18 protein-coding genes are annotated in these 20,805 nt (G+C 52.0%); 15 read left to right on the plus strand and 3 right to left on the minus strand.

Annotated elements, in window-relative coordinates; all coding sequences use genetic code 11:
• The first annotated feature begins 255 nt into the window (after positions 1 to 255).
• The 3 genes from FFV09_RS14725 (at position 256) to FFV09_RS14735 (ending at position 3,659) form a co-directional block, all read left to right on the plus strand.
• Positions 256 to 1,257, plus strand: a complete 1,002-nt coding sequence (locus tag FFV09_RS14725) for a DUF2262 domain-containing protein (protein WP_141448527.1) — start codon at positions 256 to 258, stop codon at positions 1,255 to 1,257.
• A gap of 159 nt (positions 1,258 to 1,416) precedes the next feature.
• On the plus strand, positions 1,417 to 1,899 hold the full coding sequence (locus FFV09_RS14730; RefSeq protein ID WP_141448528.1) for a hypothetical protein: 483 nt from the start codon (positions 1,417 to 1,419) through the stop codon (positions 1,897 to 1,899).
• 179 nt (positions 1,900 to 2,078) lie between these two features.
• Positions 2,079 to 3,659: a glycosyltransferase family 39 protein gene (locus FFV09_RS14735; protein ID WP_141448529.1), complete on the plus strand. Its 1,581-nt coding sequence runs from the start codon at positions 2,079 to 2,081 to the stop codon at positions 3,657 to 3,659.
• Here FFV09_RS14735 and FFV09_RS14740 read toward each other — a convergent pair.
• The gene (locus FFV09_RS14740) at positions 3,640 to 4,626 is read right to left on the minus strand and encodes a DUF4003 family protein (RefSeq protein ID WP_170315035.1); all 987 of its coding nucleotides are present in this window, start codon (positions 4,624 to 4,626) and stop codon (positions 3,640 to 3,642) included. The two genes, FFV09_RS14735 and FFV09_RS14740, sit on opposite strands and share 20 nt — an antisense overlap.
• Positions 4,627 to 4,793: 167 nt before the next feature.
• Here FFV09_RS14740 and FFV09_RS14745 point away from each other — a divergent pair, with 167 nt between their 5' ends.
• The 3 genes from FFV09_RS14745 to FFV09_RS14755 all read left to right on the plus strand — a co-directional run bounded on the left by FFV09_RS14745 (position 4,794) and on the right by FFV09_RS14755 (position 7,725).
• Positions 4,794 to 5,684 carry a fructose bisphosphate aldolase gene (locus FFV09_RS14745; RefSeq protein WP_141448531.1) on the plus strand — a complete coding sequence of 297 codons (891 nt, stop codon included), beginning with the start codon at positions 4,794 to 4,796 and terminating at the stop codon, positions 5,682 to 5,684.
• Positions 5,685 to 5,686: 2 nt separating this feature from the next.
• The gene (locus tag FFV09_RS14750; protein ID WP_141448532.1) at positions 5,687 to 5,956 is read left to right on the plus strand and encodes a hypothetical protein; all 270 of its coding nucleotides are present in this window, start codon (positions 5,687 to 5,689) and stop codon (positions 5,954 to 5,956) included.
• Positions 5,957 to 6,021: 65 nt separating this feature from the next.
• Positions 6,022 to 7,725 carry a sensor domain-containing phosphodiesterase gene (locus FFV09_RS14755; protein WP_170315036.1) on the plus strand — a complete coding sequence of 568 codons (1,704 nt, stop codon included), beginning with the start codon at positions 6,022 to 6,024 and terminating at the stop codon, positions 7,723 to 7,725.
• A 330-nt stretch (positions 7,726 to 8,055) separates the two neighbouring features.
• On the opposite strand, the gene FFV09_RS14760 is transcribed toward FFV09_RS14755, so the two are convergent.
• Positions 8,056 to 8,592, minus strand: coding sequence for a pyridoxamine 5'-phosphate oxidase family protein (locus FFV09_RS14760; RefSeq protein ID WP_141448534.1), 537 nt, complete (start codon positions 8,590 to 8,592; stop codon positions 8,056 to 8,058).
• 289 nt (positions 8,593 to 8,881) lie between these two features.
• On the opposite strand from FFV09_RS14760, the gene FFV09_RS14765 reads away from it, so the two are divergent.
• From FFV09_RS14765 to FFV09_RS14775, 3 genes are all read left to right on the plus strand, one after another.
• Positions 8,882 to 9,778 carry an SDR family oxidoreductase gene (locus FFV09_RS14765; protein WP_141448535.1) on the plus strand — a complete coding sequence of 299 codons (897 nt, stop codon included), beginning with the start codon at positions 8,882 to 8,884 and terminating at the stop codon, positions 9,776 to 9,778.
• A 153-nt stretch (positions 9,779 to 9,931) separates the two neighbouring features.
• On the plus strand, positions 9,932 to 10,282 hold the full coding sequence (locus tag FFV09_RS14770; RefSeq protein ID WP_141448536.1) for a hypothetical protein: 351 nt from the start codon (positions 9,932 to 9,934) through the stop codon (positions 10,280 to 10,282).
• Positions 10,264 to 10,509: a hypothetical protein gene (locus FFV09_RS14775; protein ID WP_141448537.1), complete on the plus strand. Its 246-nt coding sequence runs from the start codon at positions 10,264 to 10,266 to the stop codon at positions 10,507 to 10,509. Before FFV09_RS14770 ends, FFV09_RS14775 begins: the two co-directional genes overlap by 19 nt.
• Before the next feature lie 85 nt (positions 10,510 to 10,594).
• Here FFV09_RS14775 and FFV09_RS14780 read toward each other — a convergent pair whose 3' ends face one another.
• Positions 10,595 to 12,148 carry a hypothetical protein gene (locus FFV09_RS14780; RefSeq protein WP_141448538.1) on the minus strand — a complete coding sequence of 518 codons (1,554 nt, stop codon included), beginning with the start codon at positions 12,146 to 12,148 and terminating at the stop codon, positions 10,595 to 10,597.
• A 344-nt stretch (positions 12,149 to 12,492) separates the two neighbouring features.
• Between FFV09_RS14780 and FFV09_RS14785 the strand changes: the two genes are divergently transcribed.
• The 6 genes from FFV09_RS14785 (at position 12,493) to FFV09_RS14810 (ending at position 20,781) form a co-directional block, all read left to right on the plus strand.
• Complete coding sequence (locus FFV09_RS14785; protein WP_281288501.1) at positions 12,493 to 12,870, plus strand: helix-turn-helix domain-containing protein; 378 nt, start codon at positions 12,493 to 12,495, stop codon at positions 12,868 to 12,870.
• 35 nt (positions 12,871 to 12,905) lie between these two features.
• Entirely contained in the window at positions 12,906 to 14,414 is a 1,509-nt protein-coding gene (locus FFV09_RS14790) for an Ig-like domain-containing protein (RefSeq protein WP_170315037.1), read from the plus strand.
• A 37-nt stretch (positions 14,415 to 14,451) separates the two neighbouring features.
• On the plus strand, positions 14,452 to 14,799 hold the full coding sequence (locus FFV09_RS14795) for a DUF4064 domain-containing protein (RefSeq protein ID WP_425472321.1): 348 nt from the start codon (positions 14,452 to 14,454) through the stop codon (positions 14,797 to 14,799).
• A gap of 23 nt (positions 14,800 to 14,822) precedes the next feature.
• Positions 14,823 to 15,884 carry a hypothetical protein gene (locus tag FFV09_RS14800; RefSeq protein WP_141448542.1) on the plus strand — a complete coding sequence of 354 codons (1,062 nt, stop codon included), beginning with the start codon at positions 14,823 to 14,825 and terminating at the stop codon, positions 15,882 to 15,884.
• 214 nt (positions 15,885 to 16,098) lie between these two features.
• Positions 16,099 to 18,414, plus strand: coding sequence for a dynamin family protein (locus FFV09_RS14805; RefSeq protein WP_141448543.1), 2,316 nt, complete (start codon positions 16,099 to 16,101; stop codon positions 18,412 to 18,414).
• Between the two features lie 12 nt (positions 18,415 to 18,426).
• On the plus strand, positions 18,427 to 20,781 hold the full coding sequence (locus FFV09_RS14810; RefSeq protein ID WP_141448544.1) for a dynamin family protein: 2,355 nt from the start codon (positions 18,427 to 18,429) through the stop codon (positions 20,779 to 20,781).
• Positions 20,782 to 20,805: the final 24 nt, after the last annotated feature.

The raw sequence follows: 20,805 nt of genomic DNA on the forward strand, positions 1-20,805 counted from the left end.
AAATGTTGCGGCTCCAAGGGTCGGCGGTTCATTTTCGCAGGTAAAAGAGGCGAGGTCAAGAGGCGAACGGCGAAAATCGGAACGTGATCGGCAAAAGGGGTCAAAGCCGGCTGAAAACGATCGCGGAAAGCCGCAAAAAGGCTTGTTCCGACCGGTTCCGAAGCAGGACCAAAACCCGAAAAATGCGGCGGAAGCGGCGCTCAGCTCAGGCCGCAATCCGGCAGAGCGGCCCGGCTGCCAAGGAGGCGTTTATACATGTATATCGATTCTTCGTTTCTGCAGGAGCGGATGAAGCGGGCTTACGCAGGCGACCGGCAGGCCGCGGAGGAACTCGCCGCGCTCGAAGCGCTGCACGCGTCTGCCCCGGACGGTTCGGCGTTGCTGCTGCTTCAGTCCAAGCACGCGATCCGTCAGGCGGACGGACGGGTGCGCATCTTGAACAAGCGGCCCGAACCGGGCGCGGAGTCCCGGATATGTGCCGATCTGTATCGCTGCTTCGAAGACGGCGGTTCGTCGTGGACGCATATTCCGCTGCCGGCGGATTTCGAGCCGGCTGAGGTTCGGTACGCAGGACCGGCAGGCTCGGCCGGAGCGGCGGATGCGAAGCAGGCGGAATATGCGTCGAGCGGCCGTTTTGGGCTGCGTTCGACGGACGGGCGCAGCGTCGAGGCGTCGATAATTCAGATGGGCCGGGCTTTCGCCGGACTGGACCTTGTGATGGACGGCGTCACGGAAGCCGAGATCGAAGACGCTTTTTACGCGATGGAGGAGATCGCGCTTCCGCCGGCCAGGCGCGAGGCAGCCGACCATCCGCCGATCCCGTGGAGCGGAGGGCGGAGCCCGCTTGCCTTCGACGCGGAGCGGCAGGCGTTCGCGGGCGAACTGCGCCGCGGGAACGACGTCGTCGGCGTGGAGCTGGACACGGCCGATCCCGAAGAGGCGCGGCATATGCGGCCGATGCTCGAAGCGGCGGCAGACCGCCTGAAAGAGCTGGATGCCGCCGCGCGAAGGTACGCCGCGAGGCAGCTGCTGGACCTCAAAAACGACGTCTGGACCGGCGAAGAAGAGGACGGCGGGGAGGTGCGGCCGCTGGACGAAGCCGGATTCGCCGCCCGGCTGACGCTTGGCTCGCTGACGATCGGCGGGGACGGACGCCTGACGCTGTGGTACGACGACGGCGAGCTGTTCGCGGGCCACACGATCCGCGTCGAATGCGGCGCCGACGAGCGATTTGCGTCCGCCGAACTGCTGGGCTGACGCAGGCCCCGGCCGGCGGCTGCCGGAACGAATAGATTTCTAGATCATGCGCGAACCGGAAAGCGTCTTCCGGTTCGTTTTTTTATAGGCAAAAACGGTTACAAATACGATAAGAGCAAAGACGTTCGGCAGGCGGCCGGCGTGAAAGGGGGCACGGGGATGTACGGAAAAAGGGCAGGAGTGGTAGGGATATCGATGCTGATCGCGGCGCTGCTCGGCGGCTGCGCGGAGACGGAGACGCCGGAGCGTTCGGCTGCGCCGGCTTCCGAAGCGGCGGTCCCGAACGGGCAGGCCGCTTCGAGCGTGCGCGAGTACACGGGAAGCGGGGAAGCGTGGACAGCCCGGTACGCGATGTATATCCCCGAAGGCGGAGGCAAGATGCGGGGGCGCCTGACTGTGCATTACGAGGAGCCGGGTTCGGCGCCGACGGGCGAACTGAAATATTCGTACTATGGAACGGATATCGAATCGGGCAGCGGCACGATGGACGTCAAGCAGTCACCGGCGGAAGCGCTCTACTTGCTTCGCGATCTGACCACGACGGAATATTCGCCCGACGAAGCCGGCACGGTAGAGCTGCTGCTGATCTGGGACGAGGGCGGGCGAACCGAGACGATCCGGCTGGAGCCGAAAGAAACTTGAAATGAATAGACTTGAAATAAAAAGACTTGAAATAAACCTGAATGAAACAGGCGGCGCGGCTCGGAACGGCGGGCCGCTTTTTGCTGCGCCCGGGCGTTCAGCCATTTTTCAGCCGGCTTGTTTATAATGGGGCAGACCTTTTCGCAAGCGAAAAGATTTTGTCCCGAAGGAGCCGAGCCATGCCGCATCTGTTCAATAAAACGTTCTACGAGAAAATCTTCTACGTGATCCTGATTGCATTCTTCGCCTTGTTCTTCGGCGCTTCGTTCTTCGTGCGGGCCGTCTACAACTTCGCCGCTTACGGCGACAATCCGGTCCTGCAGCCGCAGCAGCCGCTTGGGCTGCTCGGGCTGCTGCTTGCGTTGGCCGCGCTGGCCGTGCTGCTGCACCGGGCGTTCCGGGGCCTCAACCGGCTGCGGCCGCGGGCGGTTGTCCCGGCGGTGCTGGCTGGGTCGTTCATCGTGCAGCTGGGCTTGATCCTGCTGCTGCCGCGGCTGCCGACAGACGATTCCCGAACGGTGCTCTCGCTTGCGCTTGGCATGCTGGACCGCGGCGATTATTCGACGTTCGAGCCGGGCGGTTATTTGCACATGTTTCCGTTCAACTTCCCGATCGTCTGGTATCTCAAGACGCTGCTGGCGCTGCTGCCGGACAGCTATGTGACGATCAAGCTGTTCAATATTCTGTTCTCGCTGCTGACGACGCTGATGGTCCACCTGATCTATCGGGAGCTGTCCGGCCGGCCGCGGGAAAATGATTATACGGCGCTGCTGTCGGCGGCCTGCTACGTGCCGGCGCTGCTCATGCCGAACCTGATCTACAACGACGTGATCGGAACGGCGCTGCTGACGTCGGCGATCTACACCGTGCTTCGCTTCGTGCGTACCCGGCATTTTGGGTATATCGCCGCGGCGTCGGCCCTGCTTGCGCTCGGCAACGCTTTTCGCAGCATCGGCGCGATCGTGCTGATCGCCGCGACCTTGTACGTGCTGCTGCATCTGCGCCGCCTCGGCGTGCGCCGCGGCCTGCTTGCGCTGATCGTGCTCGCGGGGCTGTTCCCGGTGCCGGGCTGGACGCAAAACGCCGCGCTGCAAGCAGGCGGCGTAACGGATGCGGCGTCGCTCAAGCAGGCCGCCCCGGTCTATATGTGGCTGAACATGGGCATCGATGCGGAGCGCTTCGGCTTTTGGGACAACGGTAAAAGCTATCTCATCTATGAGCATGACGCGGACTTCGACGGGCAGGCCAGCGTCGCGCTGTACAAAGCTTCGATCGCCGACAAGCTGTCGCAGGCGTCGCCGGGCGAACTGCTGCGCATGTATGCCAAAAAGCTGATCTGGGTCTGGACCGAAGGCACGTACCAGATCGACCGCTACGGCATCGGCAATGAATCGTCGTCGCCGCGCCCCGGCGCGTCTTCCATCGCCGGAAGCTATGCGTACGACACATGGCTGACCCGGCTGTTCCAGGGCGATTCGCCGGCGCGTTCCGGCCTGCTTGCGCTCGTCCACGCTTCGACGATCCTGATGTACCTGCTGTCCGCCGTGCGGCTCGCGACCGGCATTCGCGCCCGGCGCTTCGGAGAAGTGCTGCCCGTACTCGTGCTGCTCGGATTTATCGCTTTCTATCTGCTGTGGGAGATCAAATCCCGGTATCTGTATCCGGTCTACCCGCTGCTGCTCGTCTTGTCGGCGCTCGGCTTCCGGGACACGCTCTCTTTGGCGGGCAGCTGGCGATTGTTCAATTCGAAGAAGAATTGACGACGGTGATCGCGGTCAGGCTGGCCAGCATCGTGGCCTGCTGGGCCGCGATCAGGTTCGTCAGCACGGCGGCAAGCGTCGGCGACGACAGCTGCCGCGCCGCTTCGTTCACGCTGCGCGAGATGACGACGGCGGAAGACAGCAGCAGCCGCTCCTGTTCCTGCACATGCCAGCCGCCGAAGCCTTTCTGTTCGCGCAGATAGGCATCGGCCTGCTCGATCGCGTCGGCAATCAGGCGCACTTCCGTCGGCAGCAGCGCCAGCAGACCGAGCGAAGGCAGCGTGTACGTCTTGTCCATGCGCAGCTTGCGCTCCCGAAGCGTGCTCCGCAGCTCGGCCAGGCGGTCCAGCGCCGCGGCATCGGCATCGCCGAGCACGAGCACCTGGCTCAGCGCCTGGAGGCTGTTGGTGGCGTGATAATCCGGCTTCAGCTGGGCATAGATCTGCTCCATGCGTACAAGCGCAGGCTCGGGCTCAAGCTCCGACAAGCCGAGCATGACGGCGAAAATGTAATCGTCGTGCGAAGTGAGGTAGGGATGGTTCTTTTTCATGCCGTCGTAGAAAAACAGGGCGCGCCGGACGATCTCCGTCCGCCGTCCGGGCTGCGCGCCGCCGGCGAGTTCGTACGCGGCGACGACCAGATAGTCGGACGGCTTGAACGAATAGGCTTTCATCTCTTCGTAGGCGCCGAGCGTGTCGCTCAGCGCTCCAGGCGGATCGCCGTTCAGCGACAGCATCGCCGAGAGGCCGAATGACAGGCTGCCCCGGAACATCGACAGCGCGCCGGTACTCTGCTTGATCGACTCGTGACAGGTCCGGATCGAAGAGAGATCGGCTTCCCTGTCTTCGACCGCATACAGCAGGGCGGCCAGGCGCATGAGGCTTGCGTGCTGCCAAGGGAATTCCTTCTTGATCGAGTGCGTGTTCGACACTAGGAGTTGAAGACGATTCAGGTCCGTCGGATTCATGGCTGCACCTCGCAGGTTTAGGGGATTTTCGGAGATGTTCTCCTGTCCAAAGTGTACCATATTCCCGCGCGGGAAAAAGACAGGGTGGGAGAGCCGCTCCGTTTCGGGTAATGAATACAGGGACACAAGGATGACTGATCACTTCTGAAAAAGAAAGGAAGATGGAGATGAACGAGAAACAGCTGGAACGGATGCGGAGCGGCCAGGGGTTCGTGGCGGCGCTTGACCAGAGCGGAGGCAGCACGCCGAACGCGCTGCTGCTGTACGGAGTCGCGGAAGACGCGTACTCGGACGAAGAAGGCATGTACGGCGCCGTGCATACGATGCGTACGCGGATCATCAAAAGCCCGGCATTCAATTCGGAGCGGATACTGGGCGCCATCTTGTTCGAGAACACGATGGACCGCGAGATCGACGGCAAACCGACGGCGGACTATTTGTGGGAAGAAAAAGGCATCGTGCCGTTCCTCAAAGTCGATAAAGGGCTGGACGTTGAAAAAGACGGCATCCAGCTGATGAAGCCGATGCCGGATCTCGACGCGCTGCTGAAACGGGCGGCGGACCGGAACATTTTCGGCACCAAGATGCGTTCGGTCATTCATCGCGCGAATGCCGAAGGCATCAAGCAGGCGGTAGAGCAGCAGTTCGAATTCGGACGCCGCATTTTCGCTGCCGGCCTTGTGCCGATCATCGAACCGGAAGTCGATATCCACAGCGAAGACCGGGAAGAATCGGAACGCCTGCTCAAAGCGGAACTGATCCGTCAGCTTGGCCAGCTGGAAGACGGCGTGCTCGTTATGCTCAAACTGTCGATTCCGGCCGTGGACGGCTTCTACAGCGAACTGATGGACGATCCGCACGTCGTGCGCGTCGTGGCGCTGTCGGGCGGCTATACGCGCGAAGAAGCCAACGAGCGGCTCGCCCGCAATCCGGGACTGATCGCAAGCTTCTCCCGCGCGCTCGCGGAAGGCGTCAGCTTCGGGCAGACCGAGCAGGAGTTCGACGATACGCTGTCGGATTCGATCGAGAAAATCTATCAGGCGTCGATCAAGTCTTAATATTGGAAAAGAGGGGAAGCGCCGGGCTGTCTGGCCCGCTTTCCGCTCGCCAAGTTCAAGCCGCTTGCGGCCCGTTTACGCCAACGGGCTGCAAGCGGTTTTTTGGCGCGCGCGAAAAAAGTCTGTCGGCAGCTCTATTTTCCAGCCTGATCTACACAATTAAGCCGATAAAAATTGAATTTGGAAGCATTCAAATGGGTGATGTCGAAAATACAGGAAAAATAGCGAAAAAAGTAGAAATATTTGACTATATGAAACGTGACGCCTGCTAGCTTATCGTTTATAATGGGCTCATATACCCAATACATGCGCAACCCAAGACCTATGGAGGCCTATGATGAAACCGATGAAAGAACAGCGCGAGGATCTGATCCGTATCACGTCCAAAACGCTGTTCTCGCTGTTACACTCTGTCATCGACGCGAATACATTTTTTATGGCCTACAATAACGGCAGGCACAATACGATCGTCAGCGCCTGGAACACCGGGGAAGAGATGATCCAGGAAGGCAGCGTCGTTCCCTATTCCTTGTCCTACTGCAGTCTGGTCGGCCTGGAAGCCGGGCCGGTCATGATCGAAGATACAACGTCCTGCGCGCTCACGCGCGAAATGCCGATCACGTCGGATCTCGGCAAAGCCAGCTTTCTCGGCGTTCCGATCCGGCTGGCGAACGGCGATCTGTACGGGACGATCTGCGCGCTGGACCGTCACCACGTCTTCAACGCGCAGGATGTCGAGCGCCTGACCCACGTCGCCTCGGTCATCTCCGGATTAATCCGGCTGGAAGAGACGACGTATTTCGACGACCTGACCGGATTTCTGCGCTATAACGCGCTGGAATCGATCTATGAACGCGAACTCGAAGATTCGCCGAAGGCGGTCATCTTCATGGATCTGGACAACTTCAAGGAAGTGAACGACGATTACGGGCATACGATCGGAGATCGGGTGCTGCAATCGCTGGCGGGCGCTATCCGCAAAGCGGCGGACGAGAACTGGCTGCTCTGCCGCTACGGCGGCGACGAATTCGTGATCGTCATTCCGACGAACGACGCGGAAGAGGTCCAGCGGGCGGTCAAGCGCCTCGTCTCGGCGTTCCGGGACGAAGACATGCCGCTGTCGAACCACGAGGAACCGCTGACGCTGTCGATCGGCGCCTGTCTCGAAGCCGACTCGCTGCGCGAATATATCGATCGGGCGGATACGGCGATGTACCGGATCAAAAAAGGCGGCAAAGCCGGCATGAGCATTTTTCGGATCGAAGATCAGCAGGCGGAGCTGGATATGCGTCAGGCGCTTCAGGGCGGCGAGCTCCAGCTGTATTTCCAGCCGATCGTCGAAGCGAAGAGCGGAGCCGTTAGCTCCTACGAAGCGCTGCTTCGCTGGAACCATCCGGAACGCGGCCTCGTGTCTCCGGTCGAAGCGATCCAGGCGGCGGAAGAAGCCGGATTGATCGAGCAGGTCGATCTGTGGGTGCTGCGCGAAGCCTGCTTCGCCCAGTCGATTCTGATGCCGCAGGAACGCATTCACGTCAATATCACGGTCAAATCGCTGCGCGATCCGTACTTCGTCGAACTGGCGGCCGAAGTGTTCGCGCAGACCGGGTGCCCGCCCGACAAGATCGAGATCGAACTCAACGAAACGACCCAGCGTCTCGACGCTTCGCATATTTTGCCCCAACTGGTCATGCTGCGCGAATGGGGCGTGACGTTCTCGCTCGACGACCTCGGCAGCGGTTCTTCTTCGGGCATCGGCCTGCTGCAGGAACTGCCGGTCCAGACGCTCAAGATCGACCGCGCGCTGATCCAGAACGCGTCGTTCAACCGCGTCAGCCGCGCCATGATTCGCGGCGTCGTCGCCATGGCCGACGAATTGGGCCTGTCCGTCATCGCGGAAGGCGTGGAGACGGCCGAGCAGCGGGAGCTGCTGATGTCGCTCGGCTGCCTGAAGCTGCAGGGCTATTATTTCTCGCGGCCGCAGCCGCTGGATCGGCTGCGGCCGAACGCGGGCCGGCTGCTGCAGGCGTGCTGCGGCGAATAAGCCGGCGGCAGCCGCTTTGCAAGACCACGCCAAAAAGGATTCCCGCATAGCGCGGGAATCCTCAGGCTGTCGAGAAAGTCCTATACGTATGAGAAGCTTGTCGACTGCGGGAGAAATTCGTTCCGGTCGCGTGTTGAAATCAGGAAAAAGGATCAAATTTGAATGGGATTTTCCTGATTTCAAAGGCGAACGCTGGCGCTCCTACACTGAATTTCTCCCTCCGCCTCCTTACTTTGTTCAGAATCAGACTTTCTCGACACGTTGAGGATTCCCGCATAGCGCGGGAATCCTTTTTTTTGCGTACGGCTTTTTGCGCACGGCTACAAGCGCTCAGTCCGTAGGCGTTTTCGGTGCCGACTCCAGATCGACCGTCTCGTTGAGCCCCGGTTCGGACTTGGGCTCCGAGCCTTTGCCGACCGCTTTTTTGAGCAGATGGGTGATCATCTTGACCGCGCTGCCGCTTTCCCAATATTCCGCCGTATCCGTCGTGACGCGGATCAAGACGAGGTTGGGATCGTCATAAGGCGTGCCGAGAATCTTCTCGTACATTTTGTTCCACAGGACTTTTTTGCGCGCGTCGTCTTCGACGAATTCCGCCGTTCCGCTGATCGAGACGTACGACTTGCCGGCATAAGCCAGATTGACGCGGGGGTCTTTAAGAATCTCGTCATATTTGGACGTATCCTTTTTCGTCAGGAACCACAGGTCCCCGTCGAATTCGATATGCTGCGTCTTCATCGGACGGGAGACCAGGCCGGTGTCGGACACCGTGGTGAGCATCGCCGTTTCGATATCTTGAATAAGGTCGCGCACGGTTTCGATCGCTTTCGGATCGGAAGTCGCGGCGTTTGTGTGTAACTTGGACATGAATATCGCTCCTTTCCCGTTGGCTTTCCGGGCATCTTGCTATCCCTTAAACGTCCCGCTTCGCGGCTAAACGCCGATCGGCTGCGAAAACGGAATCGAACGACGAATTTTCGTTTTCGGAACGGAATTTTCCGGAATTTACGCGTTACCCGAACATGCCTCGTTTAAATCGGAATTATGGCGGTTACATAAGAGACGAGTACGGCGGTGCCGGGCGAGAAATTTTCGCTGCATCGGCCGTTCGTTCAATCCCCAACCCCATTTCGCATACTCTAGGAGGCATTCAATCATGAGCGATTTCTACAAGATGCAGGACCCTACGACGCAGTATCCGAAAGCCGGACCGGAATATGAACAGCAGCAGGAAGGCCCGGGCCTTCAGAAAGAAATGAATCCGATTCCCGATTCGGGCGAAACGACGTACGTCGGCAAAGAACGCCTGGTCGGCCGCAAAGCGGTCGTGACCGGAGCGGACAGCGGCATCGGCCGCGCCGCGGCGATCGCCTATGCGAGAGAAGGCGCCGACGTCGTGCTGTCGTATCTGCCGGAAGAAGAAGCGGACGCCAAGGAAGTCGTCAAGCTGATCGAAGCCGAAGGCCGCAAAGCGGTGGCGATGCCGGGCGACGTGAAAGACGAGAGCTACTGCGTGAACCTGATCGAGACGGCCGTCAAAGAACTCGGCGGCATCGACATTCTGGCGATCGTGGCGGGCAAGCAGCAGTTCCGCGAGAGCATCGACGAGATCACGACGGAGCAGTTCGACGAGACGTTCAAGACGAACGTCTACGCGATGTTCTGGCTGTGCAAAGCGGCGATCAAGCATATGAAGCCGGGCAGCTCGATCATCAACACGTCGTCGATTCAGGCGTACAGCCCGTCCGAGATCCTGCTGGATTACGCGACGACCAAAGCCGCGATCAACACGTTCAGCAAAGCGCTGGCGCAGCAGGTCGGCGAAAAAGGCATCCGCGTCAACGTGGTGGCGCCGGGTCCGGTCTGGACGCCGCTGCAGGTCGCAGGCGGACAACCGCCGGACGCACTGCCGGAATTCGGTTCCCAGACTCCGCTCGGACGCCCGGGACAGCCGGTCGAAATGGCTCCCGCTTATGTGTTCCTGGCCAGCCAGGAATCCAGCTATGTGACGGGCGAGACGCTGAACGCAAACGGCGGCATGGTTTCTCCGTAAGCATCAATTCTTTCGACGAAACACGTATAGAAAAGGCTTCCCATTGCGGGGAGCCTTTTTGCGTTCGCCCGGAATGTCGTTTACACGTTTATTTTGAAATCGTATGAGGTAATTATGGAGCAGGTATACAATGCATCCGGAGGATCCTAAATAATGGACAAAAGAAAAGCGTGGCTCGGCATCGCAGCCGGTGTTTGGATTTCAGTGTCCGTCGGGTGCGGCCGTGCAGAACCCGAATTCGAAACCCGTGCATTCACCGAACAGGACATGTGCGTCGTGAAGTCGGAAGAATCTGAGCCGCGGATCTGCTACAAGGTGTCCCGCGAGGATGCCGAGCGGGCGATCGGATCGGCTGCTGGAGAGGACAGCCTTGGCGGCGTTACTTATGAAGGCGGGATTCGAGTATTTTACCGGGAAGATCAGGTCGCGGCTATTGACCTGCTGGAAGATTCGCTCGGCGTCTATAGGACGGCGCGCAATTCGGGATGTCCCGAGAAGAGCTGATCGCGCTGTACGGCGACCGCTATATGCAGACCGGTAGCCCGAATTTTCTGGATTATTATTACGATTCCGCGGCAAAGAAATTGCGGGTCGATCCGAAAAAGGATATGCCGACCGGGAGCGCGGAAGAAGCCGAGCAACTATACATTCTATCCGCGCGCTTGAATGTCGAGGAACGGGCTGAATTCATCTCGATCATGGATCGACGGTGGGATGTGTTTATGAACTGACGGGGATAATGATCGACGCGTTAGGCAGAACAAGGTTGATGAATAAAAAGGGTCGCTTCCTCATGAACAGGAAACGATCCTTTTTTTATAACCAATCCATCATCTTCTCAAGGTCCGCGACATCCAAGTCCCTCGGCTTGATCCCAACAAATTTCTTGAAGGCTTGTTCGAATGGTTCGACTCCGTTGATCAAGCCGACTGCCGTATTCATAATCCGGTGCGAGCCGTAGGAGAGAAACTCGCGGGTGGCCGCGCCGAACAGCTTGCCTTCGTCATTGGCTTTGTTCAGTTTGTGAGTCCATTTGTATAAATTCAGGAAAATTTCTTCGGAATCAGGCAAAGGATCGTCGAACATCGCTGTAATCGACTCCGGATTCCATACGTCTTGAATCTCTTCCGAATACAGGTCTCGCAGCAGCATGAGCGGAATGAGACGGCGTTTCAATACGGTCAACTCTTCTTCGTCACCGTCTTCGATTTCCTGAGTCACGTCGAGCGCTTTGTCTCCGAAATACAGGCCGGCCTCATGTAACCGATCCCGGAGGTAAGGGCGCAGAGCGAATTCCGCGGTCAAAAGAATGATCATATACAGCGCGGGCCGATCTTCCTTGACCGTCTCCGGTTCGAGAAAATTCATCTTATAATCGCTGTATTCGACGCCGATCAGTTCCGCCGCTTCGTCAAAGTTAAACGGTACGTCCTGCACAAGATTACGTAGCAGCAACCGCCGCAGGTTATGGCTTTTGACAAGGGTAAATAAGGAGGCGATCTTCACGATGGCGGCCCATTTGCGCTTGTCCAAGGCCGGATCGAAATCTTCGTCGTCTTCGTGATCGTCGGAGCGGGTGGCGGCATGCGAGATATACGCCGCGGCGAACTCCAGATAGTAGGTACTCCATTTGCTCTCGTACAGCTCCAGGTCGCGCGCGGTCTTCTGGCCGTTCGCAAGATCGTGGAGCACGCTTCGGAAATAGGCGTGCTGCTCGCGCAGCCGCTCCCGGCGATTTTCTTTGGCGATATCGTTAGGATGAGGACGCAGCAGCAAGTCTTGACGAACGAAACGTTCGAAGAAGCGGTAACCGGAGCCGTGACGTCGGCCGATCTCGCTCCATTTCCAACGCAGTTTGGCATCCCGTTCCGGCGTTGACAGTCCTGCATCAAATTCTAACGGCAGCGATTCCGCACAGAGGCGATTGACCGCGTCTTCTTTTTGTCGATCGCTCAGCTCAGAAGAAGAAGGAAACGCGCCGGCCCCGATCCCTTGGTCGTTTAGATACAAAATGGAATTTTCGAATGATCCCAACCAGGCTCGAGGGTCCATAAACATCATCTCTTCGAGCAGGTCGCCAATCTCGTACCCGAATAAGGTATGGTCGGCGTATTGGGTCATCAGGTCGATCTCGCGTACGGTGAAATGAGACTGTTCTTCGTAAAGCTGACGCAGCGCATGAATCTTGACTTCCTGCTCGATCAACTCCGTATCCAATCCCAGATAGAAGCAAGCATCCCGCAGGGGCTGCCCGGTATCGACCGCCTTCAGAATCGCCTTCAGGCTCCATTCTTTATAAATTTCCATAAAATCAAATTGAAAATCGCAAGTATCTACCATGAACTTATGTAAAGCACGGCTTCTTCCCATTGCAGTAAGGCCCCTTTGCGTAAATGATAGGAATGCTAATATGAACAAAATGTGTCAACTGTAACGCCAATGCAAGTTTCTCTTCCTGTAAATGTGTCTTTTTTGTGTCCGTAAAGCGCAGTGAATGAATTTTTTGCGCATCAATTCACTTTTTTTATGCGAAATAGCCTTCTTGCCAAATACCTGTCTATTTCTCAAGAACCCCAAAACCCCGATGCTAAACTTGACTTAAGCCAGAAAGGAGCGTGAATAGTGACGATCGTCACGGTGAGCAGAGGATTTCGTCCGTGGGTAAAATTTCCTTCTTATTCTATGATGAGGAAAGACACAAAGTAAAGTGGGCGGTGAGGGGGATTAGGGGTTCGAAAGACATACGATTGGGAGCGAAAATCCGCAAACTCAGAAAGAACTTGAACATGACTCAAGAGCAACTAGCCGAAAAGGCGGAGATCGACACTTCGTATCTGGGACAGATCGAGCGAGGAGTCCGACAGTCGCCGAGTATTGCAATCGTCGGGAAAATCTCTAGAGCATTGGGGATCGGCGAAGGCGAGCTGCTGGCCGATCGCGAAGAAGATGCCTCATATGAGACGCATGCCGATGAAGAGATCGGAATCCCGGAACGAATTGCAAGGGAGTTAGGCCGAATGACTCCGAAAGAACAGAGGCTCTACGAACGGATTTTTCGGACGCTGCGCGAGTTATCGGAGCTGAAGGATTAAAGTGTCAATCATTTTGTACACGATGGAGGATGAAAATGAGAACGGCATGGAACAAAACAATAATGAGCGCTTTGGTTTTAATGATCATTTTGGGAAGTATGGGGTTCGGATCGGCAAGTGCCGCAGCTGTGAAAGTGTACGGGATTCAAGCAGCCGGCCCCCCGATGCCTTTTTATGTAAAAAATACATTCCAACTCAAGCCGAAAGTCAACTCTTCTTCGAAGACCGGCAGCGTCAAAGTCCGGTATAAGTCCGGCAATGTGGAAGTTGCATCTGTCAACTCGGCCGGCGTGATTACCGCGGTAGGAGCGGGGAGAACGAATATCGAGGTCACAGCCGGAGACAAGTCGGTTCAATTGTTGGTTACGGTTAAGTCCAAGGTCAAAGAAGCGAACCTAAGTGCGGCCAAACCCAAGATTACGGTTGGCGAGCAAACGAAACTCAGCACCCGGATCGTGATGGACAGCTCCATTTTGCCCGTGCCGCCCGTAAGCTATCAAGTATCCGACCCTTCTGTCTTGTTCGTGGACGCTTCGGGTAACGTTACGGCGCTCAAAGAAGGCAAAGCGGAAATAAAAATTCGAGTAGAGGAGAAGACAGCGAAGGTCAGTATCGAAGTGACGGACATCGAATGGGCGACGACGACTGATCAATCCCGATTCGAACGTCCGGCTTGGAGTGCGGACAGCAAGTATCTGGCGCTCAACGGTGCGCTTCTAAACGCTCAAGACGGCCGGACGATCAAGAAGATGAACAACGATCTTGCCTTTGCGGGAAACACCTTATATAGCTGGAATAACGAGGATCAAGATCACGAAACGATGTTGATCTACGATTCGGCGTTCCGCGTACAGCGTAAGTTCGAAATGCCCGAAGAATCCCGAAAATTTTACACGGAGTCCCGTTATGTCCTGAGTCCGGACGGGCAGCATTTTTATTTCCAATACGGTGACAGAGGGATTTTCGACTTGGATGTTCAAAGCGGCGAAGTATGGGGTCAAGTCGCTCCGGATGTGGATACAGCCTGGGACATGACGATAGCGCTCAGTCCGAACGGTCAATTGTTGGCGGTTCTGGGAGGCTACGGGTACTCGGACCATTCGCGAATCTATGACCTGCGCAGCGGGCAGATGGTGAGCAGCACCACCCAGCAGGGGGCAGCGGAATTTACGCCCGATTCCAAGTATTTAGTCGTTAACAACGGATCAGGAATCGCTTTTCTGGACACGCAAAGCTTTGCGACCGTACGAGAGCTGCCAGGTGAATTCGAAGACTTCGCGGTAGGCGTTGGCGGATGGTTAGCGGTGACAAACGAGAACGGCAATGTAGACGTTTACGACATCGAGACCTTGGAACCGGTCCGCTCTTATGCGACAAAAGCCACCAAACAAGCACAGAAAATGGGGAACACTGTGGATCAACCGATTTCCCTGACTTTTAGCCCAGACGGGCGCAAGCTTGTGGCCGGGTATGCCAATTACAGTTACAGCGACAATTCCGCGGATACGATCTGTTGGAACCTGAACGAGCTTTACCTGGATTAACAATAGTCGACTCATAAATAAGAGAGGGGAAATGAAGATGTTTGCTATGGGATTGGTCGGAGGGATTTTCGGAATCATTGCGGCGATCGTCGCGATGATGATCGGAGGATTGGATGCTGCATTTTCAGAAACAGGAACATCGGAGATCAGCGGGCTGGCGATCTCGGCGTTACTATTCAGTATTTTAGGCATCGTAGGATCAGCCTTTTCTAAAAGCAAACCTAAATTGGCGGGTTGGCTTATGTTAATCAGCGGAATCGCTGGCGTGATCAGCATCTCCATGTTTTATATTTTATCTGGTGTGTTACTTGCGGTAGCGGGATTTATGGGAATCTTCTCAAAAAAGAAAGCTAAAGAAGCACCTTCGGCGGCGTCGACATCTTAAATAGAAAAGGAGGATAACAGAAGATGAGACTCAGGATCATAGCCGGGTGTTTGGCGTTTTCGGTTGTCGTCGCGACCGGATGTTCGTCTGTATCAACTGATGCAGACGTCCGACACGAGGCGGACAAAGCCGTACAGACGACGTCGGATCAACTCAACAATCTGGCGAATCTGGCCGACGAGCATATAGGATTCGTCAAAAATGGCACAATGAACAACCGTGACGATGTGACGCTTGGTGAAGTGATGGACGCTTTTTTTGACGGACCGACCTGGCAGTATTTTTCGGGTACGAATGACGAGACGGGCGATACTTTCGATGTGGTTGAGTTTACGGGTTATTTTCTCTATAACGAAAAGTCGGCAAAAGCACGTATCCAGTTTATTTTGCATGAGGATGATACGTTCGAGATGGGCGTCGGATCGTATAACGACATCGATCAGACTGCGCTGGTGCTGAGCCTGCTGATGGATAAGGTGTACGAGAGCTACGACGAGGAACATGCGGTTTCTACGGCGGATCAGGCGCAAGCCGGCGGCGAACCGGTGACAGCTGATTCTTCGCAAATTCAGGCTGCGAAGGCAGAGGGCATTGGGTTAGAAAATTTTTATAAATGGACGCCGGGCGAGAACGACCGTTCCTTTCCACTGATGTTGGACGGGGAAGAAATCGAGTTCGTGGTCGGAAGAAACACCCCAAACGGAATCAAGATGCAGGTCTTCAGCTCTTCGATGGAGCAAGGCTGGCAGCTTCCGACGGAGCTTGCAGACGGCAGCATCGGTCCTTTTAACGACTACGGAGATCTGATCGAAGGCTTTAGTTTATACGTAAAAGAATACGACTTCGCAAGCGACGGCGTTCCGGAAGTTGTGCTTGTAGCCAGCGACGGAATGTTGGAGAGCTACGTATGGGTGTACAACTACAATTATACCTTCAGCGAGTACGATGTTTCTCCGCTAGAGCTGGTTTGGTATGGAGAAGGGCAGTCGGACGTGCAACTTGAAGGCGATCGGATTGTATTGCCGTATGGGTCTCAAGGGCTGTATGAAGAGTATGTGTACAAAAATGAAAAATTTATTCAATAATAAATCAGGTTTATTTAAAAGTTAGCAATCAATAAAGCGGGAGTAATTACACTCTCGCTTTATATTTTTATAGTATGTATATAAATTGTATAGAGCATAAAAAATAGGTTTAATAAAATAATATTCTAGTTAGTTAGATCTTATGATATAGTGATTTAGAAAAGGACTTTTATACCTATTAGATACTTTTAATGGGTTCTCATGGAGGGAATATATGCAAGACCAAATGACCAATTCAACAGAAAATGATTTTAAAAAAATTATCCAACAATTTGAAATTTTAGCTTGGGAAGATCCGGTGTTTCAGAGCTATTACCGAAAAAGAAGCTTGGAAATTTTAAGGAGTTTAGAAGAAAAAGAATTTAGAGTAACGGTAGTAGGAGAGTTTAGCGCAGGAAAATCGACTTTTCTAAATGCGTTGATAGGAAAAGATATCTTGCCGCATGCCCGTACAGAGACGACCGCTGCAATTACATACATTAGGAACGTAACGAAAGATCATGAATTACATAACCGAGTCGTTGTTCATTTTAAAGATACATCACCTCAGATTATCTTGAATTTGGAAGAGGACAACGATGCTCTGAAAAAGTACGGAACTGTACAATCGGATATTGAGGTGACTAAGAAAGTCTCACATGTGGAAGTATATGTCGAATTCAGATACACCCAAGAAAAAGTTGTCTTTATCGATACCCCCGGTTTAAACGGCACAGAAGAAGGTCACCACGATCTAACCATGCATGAAATCCAGCACGCCCATGCCAGTATATGTCTTTTCCACTTAAGAAGTTTAGCCCATAGCAATATGGAGTTGTTAAAAAACCTTCAAAGTGCTCAAAACTCATTTTTGTATGTTATTAACTTCATTGATGAACTAAGAGTATCTGAAGGAGATTACATTCAAGATAAAATCACTTCTTTCCGAAATCAGCTACTTTCTCACGGCATAGGAGAAAGAAAACAGAATGATCTTGATGCGAAAGTGTTTGGAGTTTCTTCTTTGAAGGCTCTTGTTGCCAGAGACCATTCAATCCCTCGTCTTTATCACAATGATCAAAGAGATCTGAATTCAAACGAGAGAGAAAATCTTTTTAAGGAATCCGGGTTTTTTAATTTTGAAAATTATTTATGGAATGAGATTATTTTAAAAGAAAAAAATAACATTTTTTATGCTTCTCTGGCTACTGCTTTCAAAAAGGTCTTGGAAGAAATGTTGCAAGAGTTAAATAAAATTAAAAATTTAAATAGATTCCAGCCGGACATCGATTCCAGTCAACAAATTGAAATGCGATTGGGCCGAATAAGAGAAGCGGCTTCGCAAAATAAAGATAGACTAAAGGATTACGTAAATTCACGACATGCGCAAATTTTAAAGATAACGAAAATAGAAATAAAAGAAGATATCGAAAATCTTTTGAGTGCAATTAAAATGGAAACGATGTCGATTACTTTTGAAGAACTGGAGAGGCTTTTAGAAACAAATACACAAAGTATACGTTTAAAAGAAAAGATAGATGATTTATTTGATAAATATCACGATTGGTTAATTGAAGTTTTCGAAGAAGTCTATCAATCAGCAATCATGAAATCCAAAGCGTATATTCCATCTGTAGAAATTAACGATCAAAATAAGTTAATTATAGAAACTTTGAAATTCGAACATGTCAACTACGAATTTGAACAAAAGTTAAAAAAGACAGAAAGCAAAATTTCAAATTGGGAAGATCAAAAACTAAAAGTTGAAAACGAGACAGAATCTATTATTAAAGAATCGCAAAAAGTAAAAGTAAACATGGATTTTCGTAAGAAAACGCTGGTACTCGCTGAACAACAATATCAAAAAGCTAAGTTAGAACTTGGAGTCCAGCCTCCAATAACCTCTCGTACCGTAACGACAACACGAATCGTAGAACGGAGCAAGTGGAACCCCAAGCGTTGGCTGGGAAGTTCTACATATGAGGTGAGTTATGACACCCAAGTCGAAGATCGCTTCGCCTATAACGAATGGCAAAAGAAAAAAGACCACTTGGAAGAAAAATATCCGACGCAACGAAATGAGCTGACCCAAGAATTGCATGAACTGGAGTACCGTCAAAAACAGATTGCGAATCGAGCAGGTGCAAACCAAGATTCCATCCTTTTTTTTCAGCATAGGATCACTCAAGCCAAAGAAGCCTTGTCTAGAGAGCTAAATGAGTACGAGAATATTATGAAAAAAGCTAAATCGGAATTTTTGCGTTCTGAACAAAAGCGAATAAACTGGCAAATTGAGAATTTCTTATACACCGAAATTGAACCTAATCTTCAAGAGACCATCAATAAAAACATCGAATATAACGCTAAAGAAATCCAGAAAAACGTACTGGATTTTTATGAGCGGAATCAAAGTGAAACGGAACGTGCTTTGGTTTTGGCATTGGAAACGAATAACGAAGAGGTCGCCCAAAATATCCATGTATACGATCATTTAATTGAGCAAGTAATAGGGCTGAAAAATAACCTTGAAGCATTAAGGATGGACAACTAGGAGGATCAGAACATGAACGTAGAATGGATCAAAGAACAGCATGAAGAACGAAAAAACAGCGTCCTCTCAATTCTGAACAAAGGCGAAGCATACTTTTTGAATGTTGCCAAACACCATGAGGCGCAATCCTTGGCATCTTTACGTAATCAGTTAGAGAATGAGCGATTTTCAATCGTGGTTGTGGGAGAATTTAGTGCAGGAAAATCAACCTTTTTGAATGCGCTGATGGGCGAAAAATACTTACCTTCTTTCACTAGCGAGACAACGGCCACCGTTAATTTCCTTCGTCACATTAGCGAACTTCCCAACTCGGCTCCTCAAGGTAGCGGTTCAGCGATTTATTATAAAGATCCAAACAAAAAAACGCTTTATTCCCAATCGGATATCGAAACCATTGAGAGATTCGTAAGTACCAAAAGCGATCTTAATGTAGTCAATGAAATTGAGCGGGTAGAATTGTTTTTGGATTCTAAATTTCTAGGAGATGGAGTCGTATTGATCGATAGCCCGGGGTTGAACGGCGTAGCGGAAGGACATAAAGAAATTACGGAGCATCAGATTGAACAATCTCATGCTTGCATCTTCATGTTTTCTGCCGAACAACCGGGAAGAAAAACGGATTTCGAATTTTTAGCGCAGCTTAAAAGCAAGGTAGATACCATTATATTAGTCATTAACAAAATTGACGTTATAAAAGCAAACGAACAATCCATTGAAGAAGTCATGGACAGTTTACGACAAAACTATCATCAATTTTTTCCGGAGCATACGATTCCCGAAATTTGGCCTATCGCAGCTTACCCGGCTCTGGTAGGAAGAAGTGCTAAAGAATTGAGTTATCTCGGACGGGAACATCATTCGGAAACGGAAAAAGTCCGGTATCTCGATTCGTCGCGTATTGAAGCTTTCGAAGAGCGGTTATGGCGTTTCCTTGTGCAAGGGGAAAAAACCGCTCAACAGCTCAAAGCCCCGGCTGATCGTGTGAATAAGCTATTGACTTTAAGATTAAAAGAAGTTCAGGAACTAAAAGCTGGGCTCGAAAATTCAGCCGACTCAGACGAAGTTTCGTTGGAGATCATTGCATTGGAAAAAGAGGTTGCCGACTTGGAACAATCGATTGCCGATAAAAAACAAAGTTTCTTTGATGAAATTAGCCGGATTATCAGAGAGACTTCTATTCGCTTGGAAAGCCGAACCCTTGAGATGAAACAGCGCCAATCCAAGGAAATTCAGACATGGACCGACTTAAACGAAGTTCAAGATGACGTGCAACAATTCAATAATAAGATCATTAAACAATATATGCTTACGGCTCAAAAAGTTCACGACGAGTTCGTAGACGAATTCATTGAACTACTGCATGTTCAGTATAAAGATTACCGGCACGAAATTGAAGAAAGATTGAATGTGCTTCCGGACCGGAGCGGAATTTTTCAGTTGGAAACGCGATTAGACACTGATGCTTTCGATTTTAATTTCGGTATTGAAGAATACCGAACGAAAAAAGAAAATTATGAAGAGCAGCTGGAAGAATTAGAAAAACAAATGGTTGCATCAGAAGAAAATCGAATGACCATCATGGAGATAAATGAAGCTAGACAGGAACTTCAGGCTAAACTAGATAGTGTAAAAGATCGCGAAGAGACCTATAGATTGAATTTAGGTTTAAGACCTGGTGTTTCGCAAACACAAGTAGAGTATACAGAATTTAAAAATCGCGGAGGTCTATTCGGGAAAATCGCAGATACCTTCAAAGGCAAGCAAGAAGTGACTCGGCATAAGTTAGTAACGGACGACTTTGAACAGAAGAACTACGACAAGCGGGTCGGAGATATGATGAACAAATATGCCGAAGAAGAAAAAGAATTAAGAACACAACTTAACGAAGTTCAAAAACCCGGTCAAAGCGAGGCCCAAGTCCGGGAGGCTGTAGCTCGCTTGCAGCGCATGTACGATAAAAAGCAAAAAGAACAAGAAAAGTTGGAACGCGAATTTCAAAAAGAATTTCAGCGTAAAAATGGGTCGGCTTTACGTAAGGTGAAAAACCAGGTCGACGACATGATCGACCATATGGAAAAAGAAGTTATCAATTTGCTGAAAAAGGAGCTGCGGAGTCAACGTAATCTGTTGTCTGATGTTGCGGTTGATATCATTCAAAGCAACATTCAGCAGTTGATTCGTAATAAAAAAGACCAACTTATGCTTCGCAAGCGGCAGCTTGACTCTTCGGTTAATGAAAAAGAAATTTTAATAACGGGTTGGAATATCGAAATCGCTACGGTAGAAGAACTGCTTATCGACTCGGCGAGCGTGCTTGCGGAGTTGTCACTCATCGATATTGATAAGATTTTTTCGGTAAATCGGTAACATCCATATTAAAAGGAGATGAAG

This window comes from Saccharibacillus brassicae (genome assembly GCF_006542275.1).
GTDB lineage: Bacteria > Bacillota > Bacilli > Paenibacillales > Paenibacillaceae > Saccharibacillus > Saccharibacillus brassicae.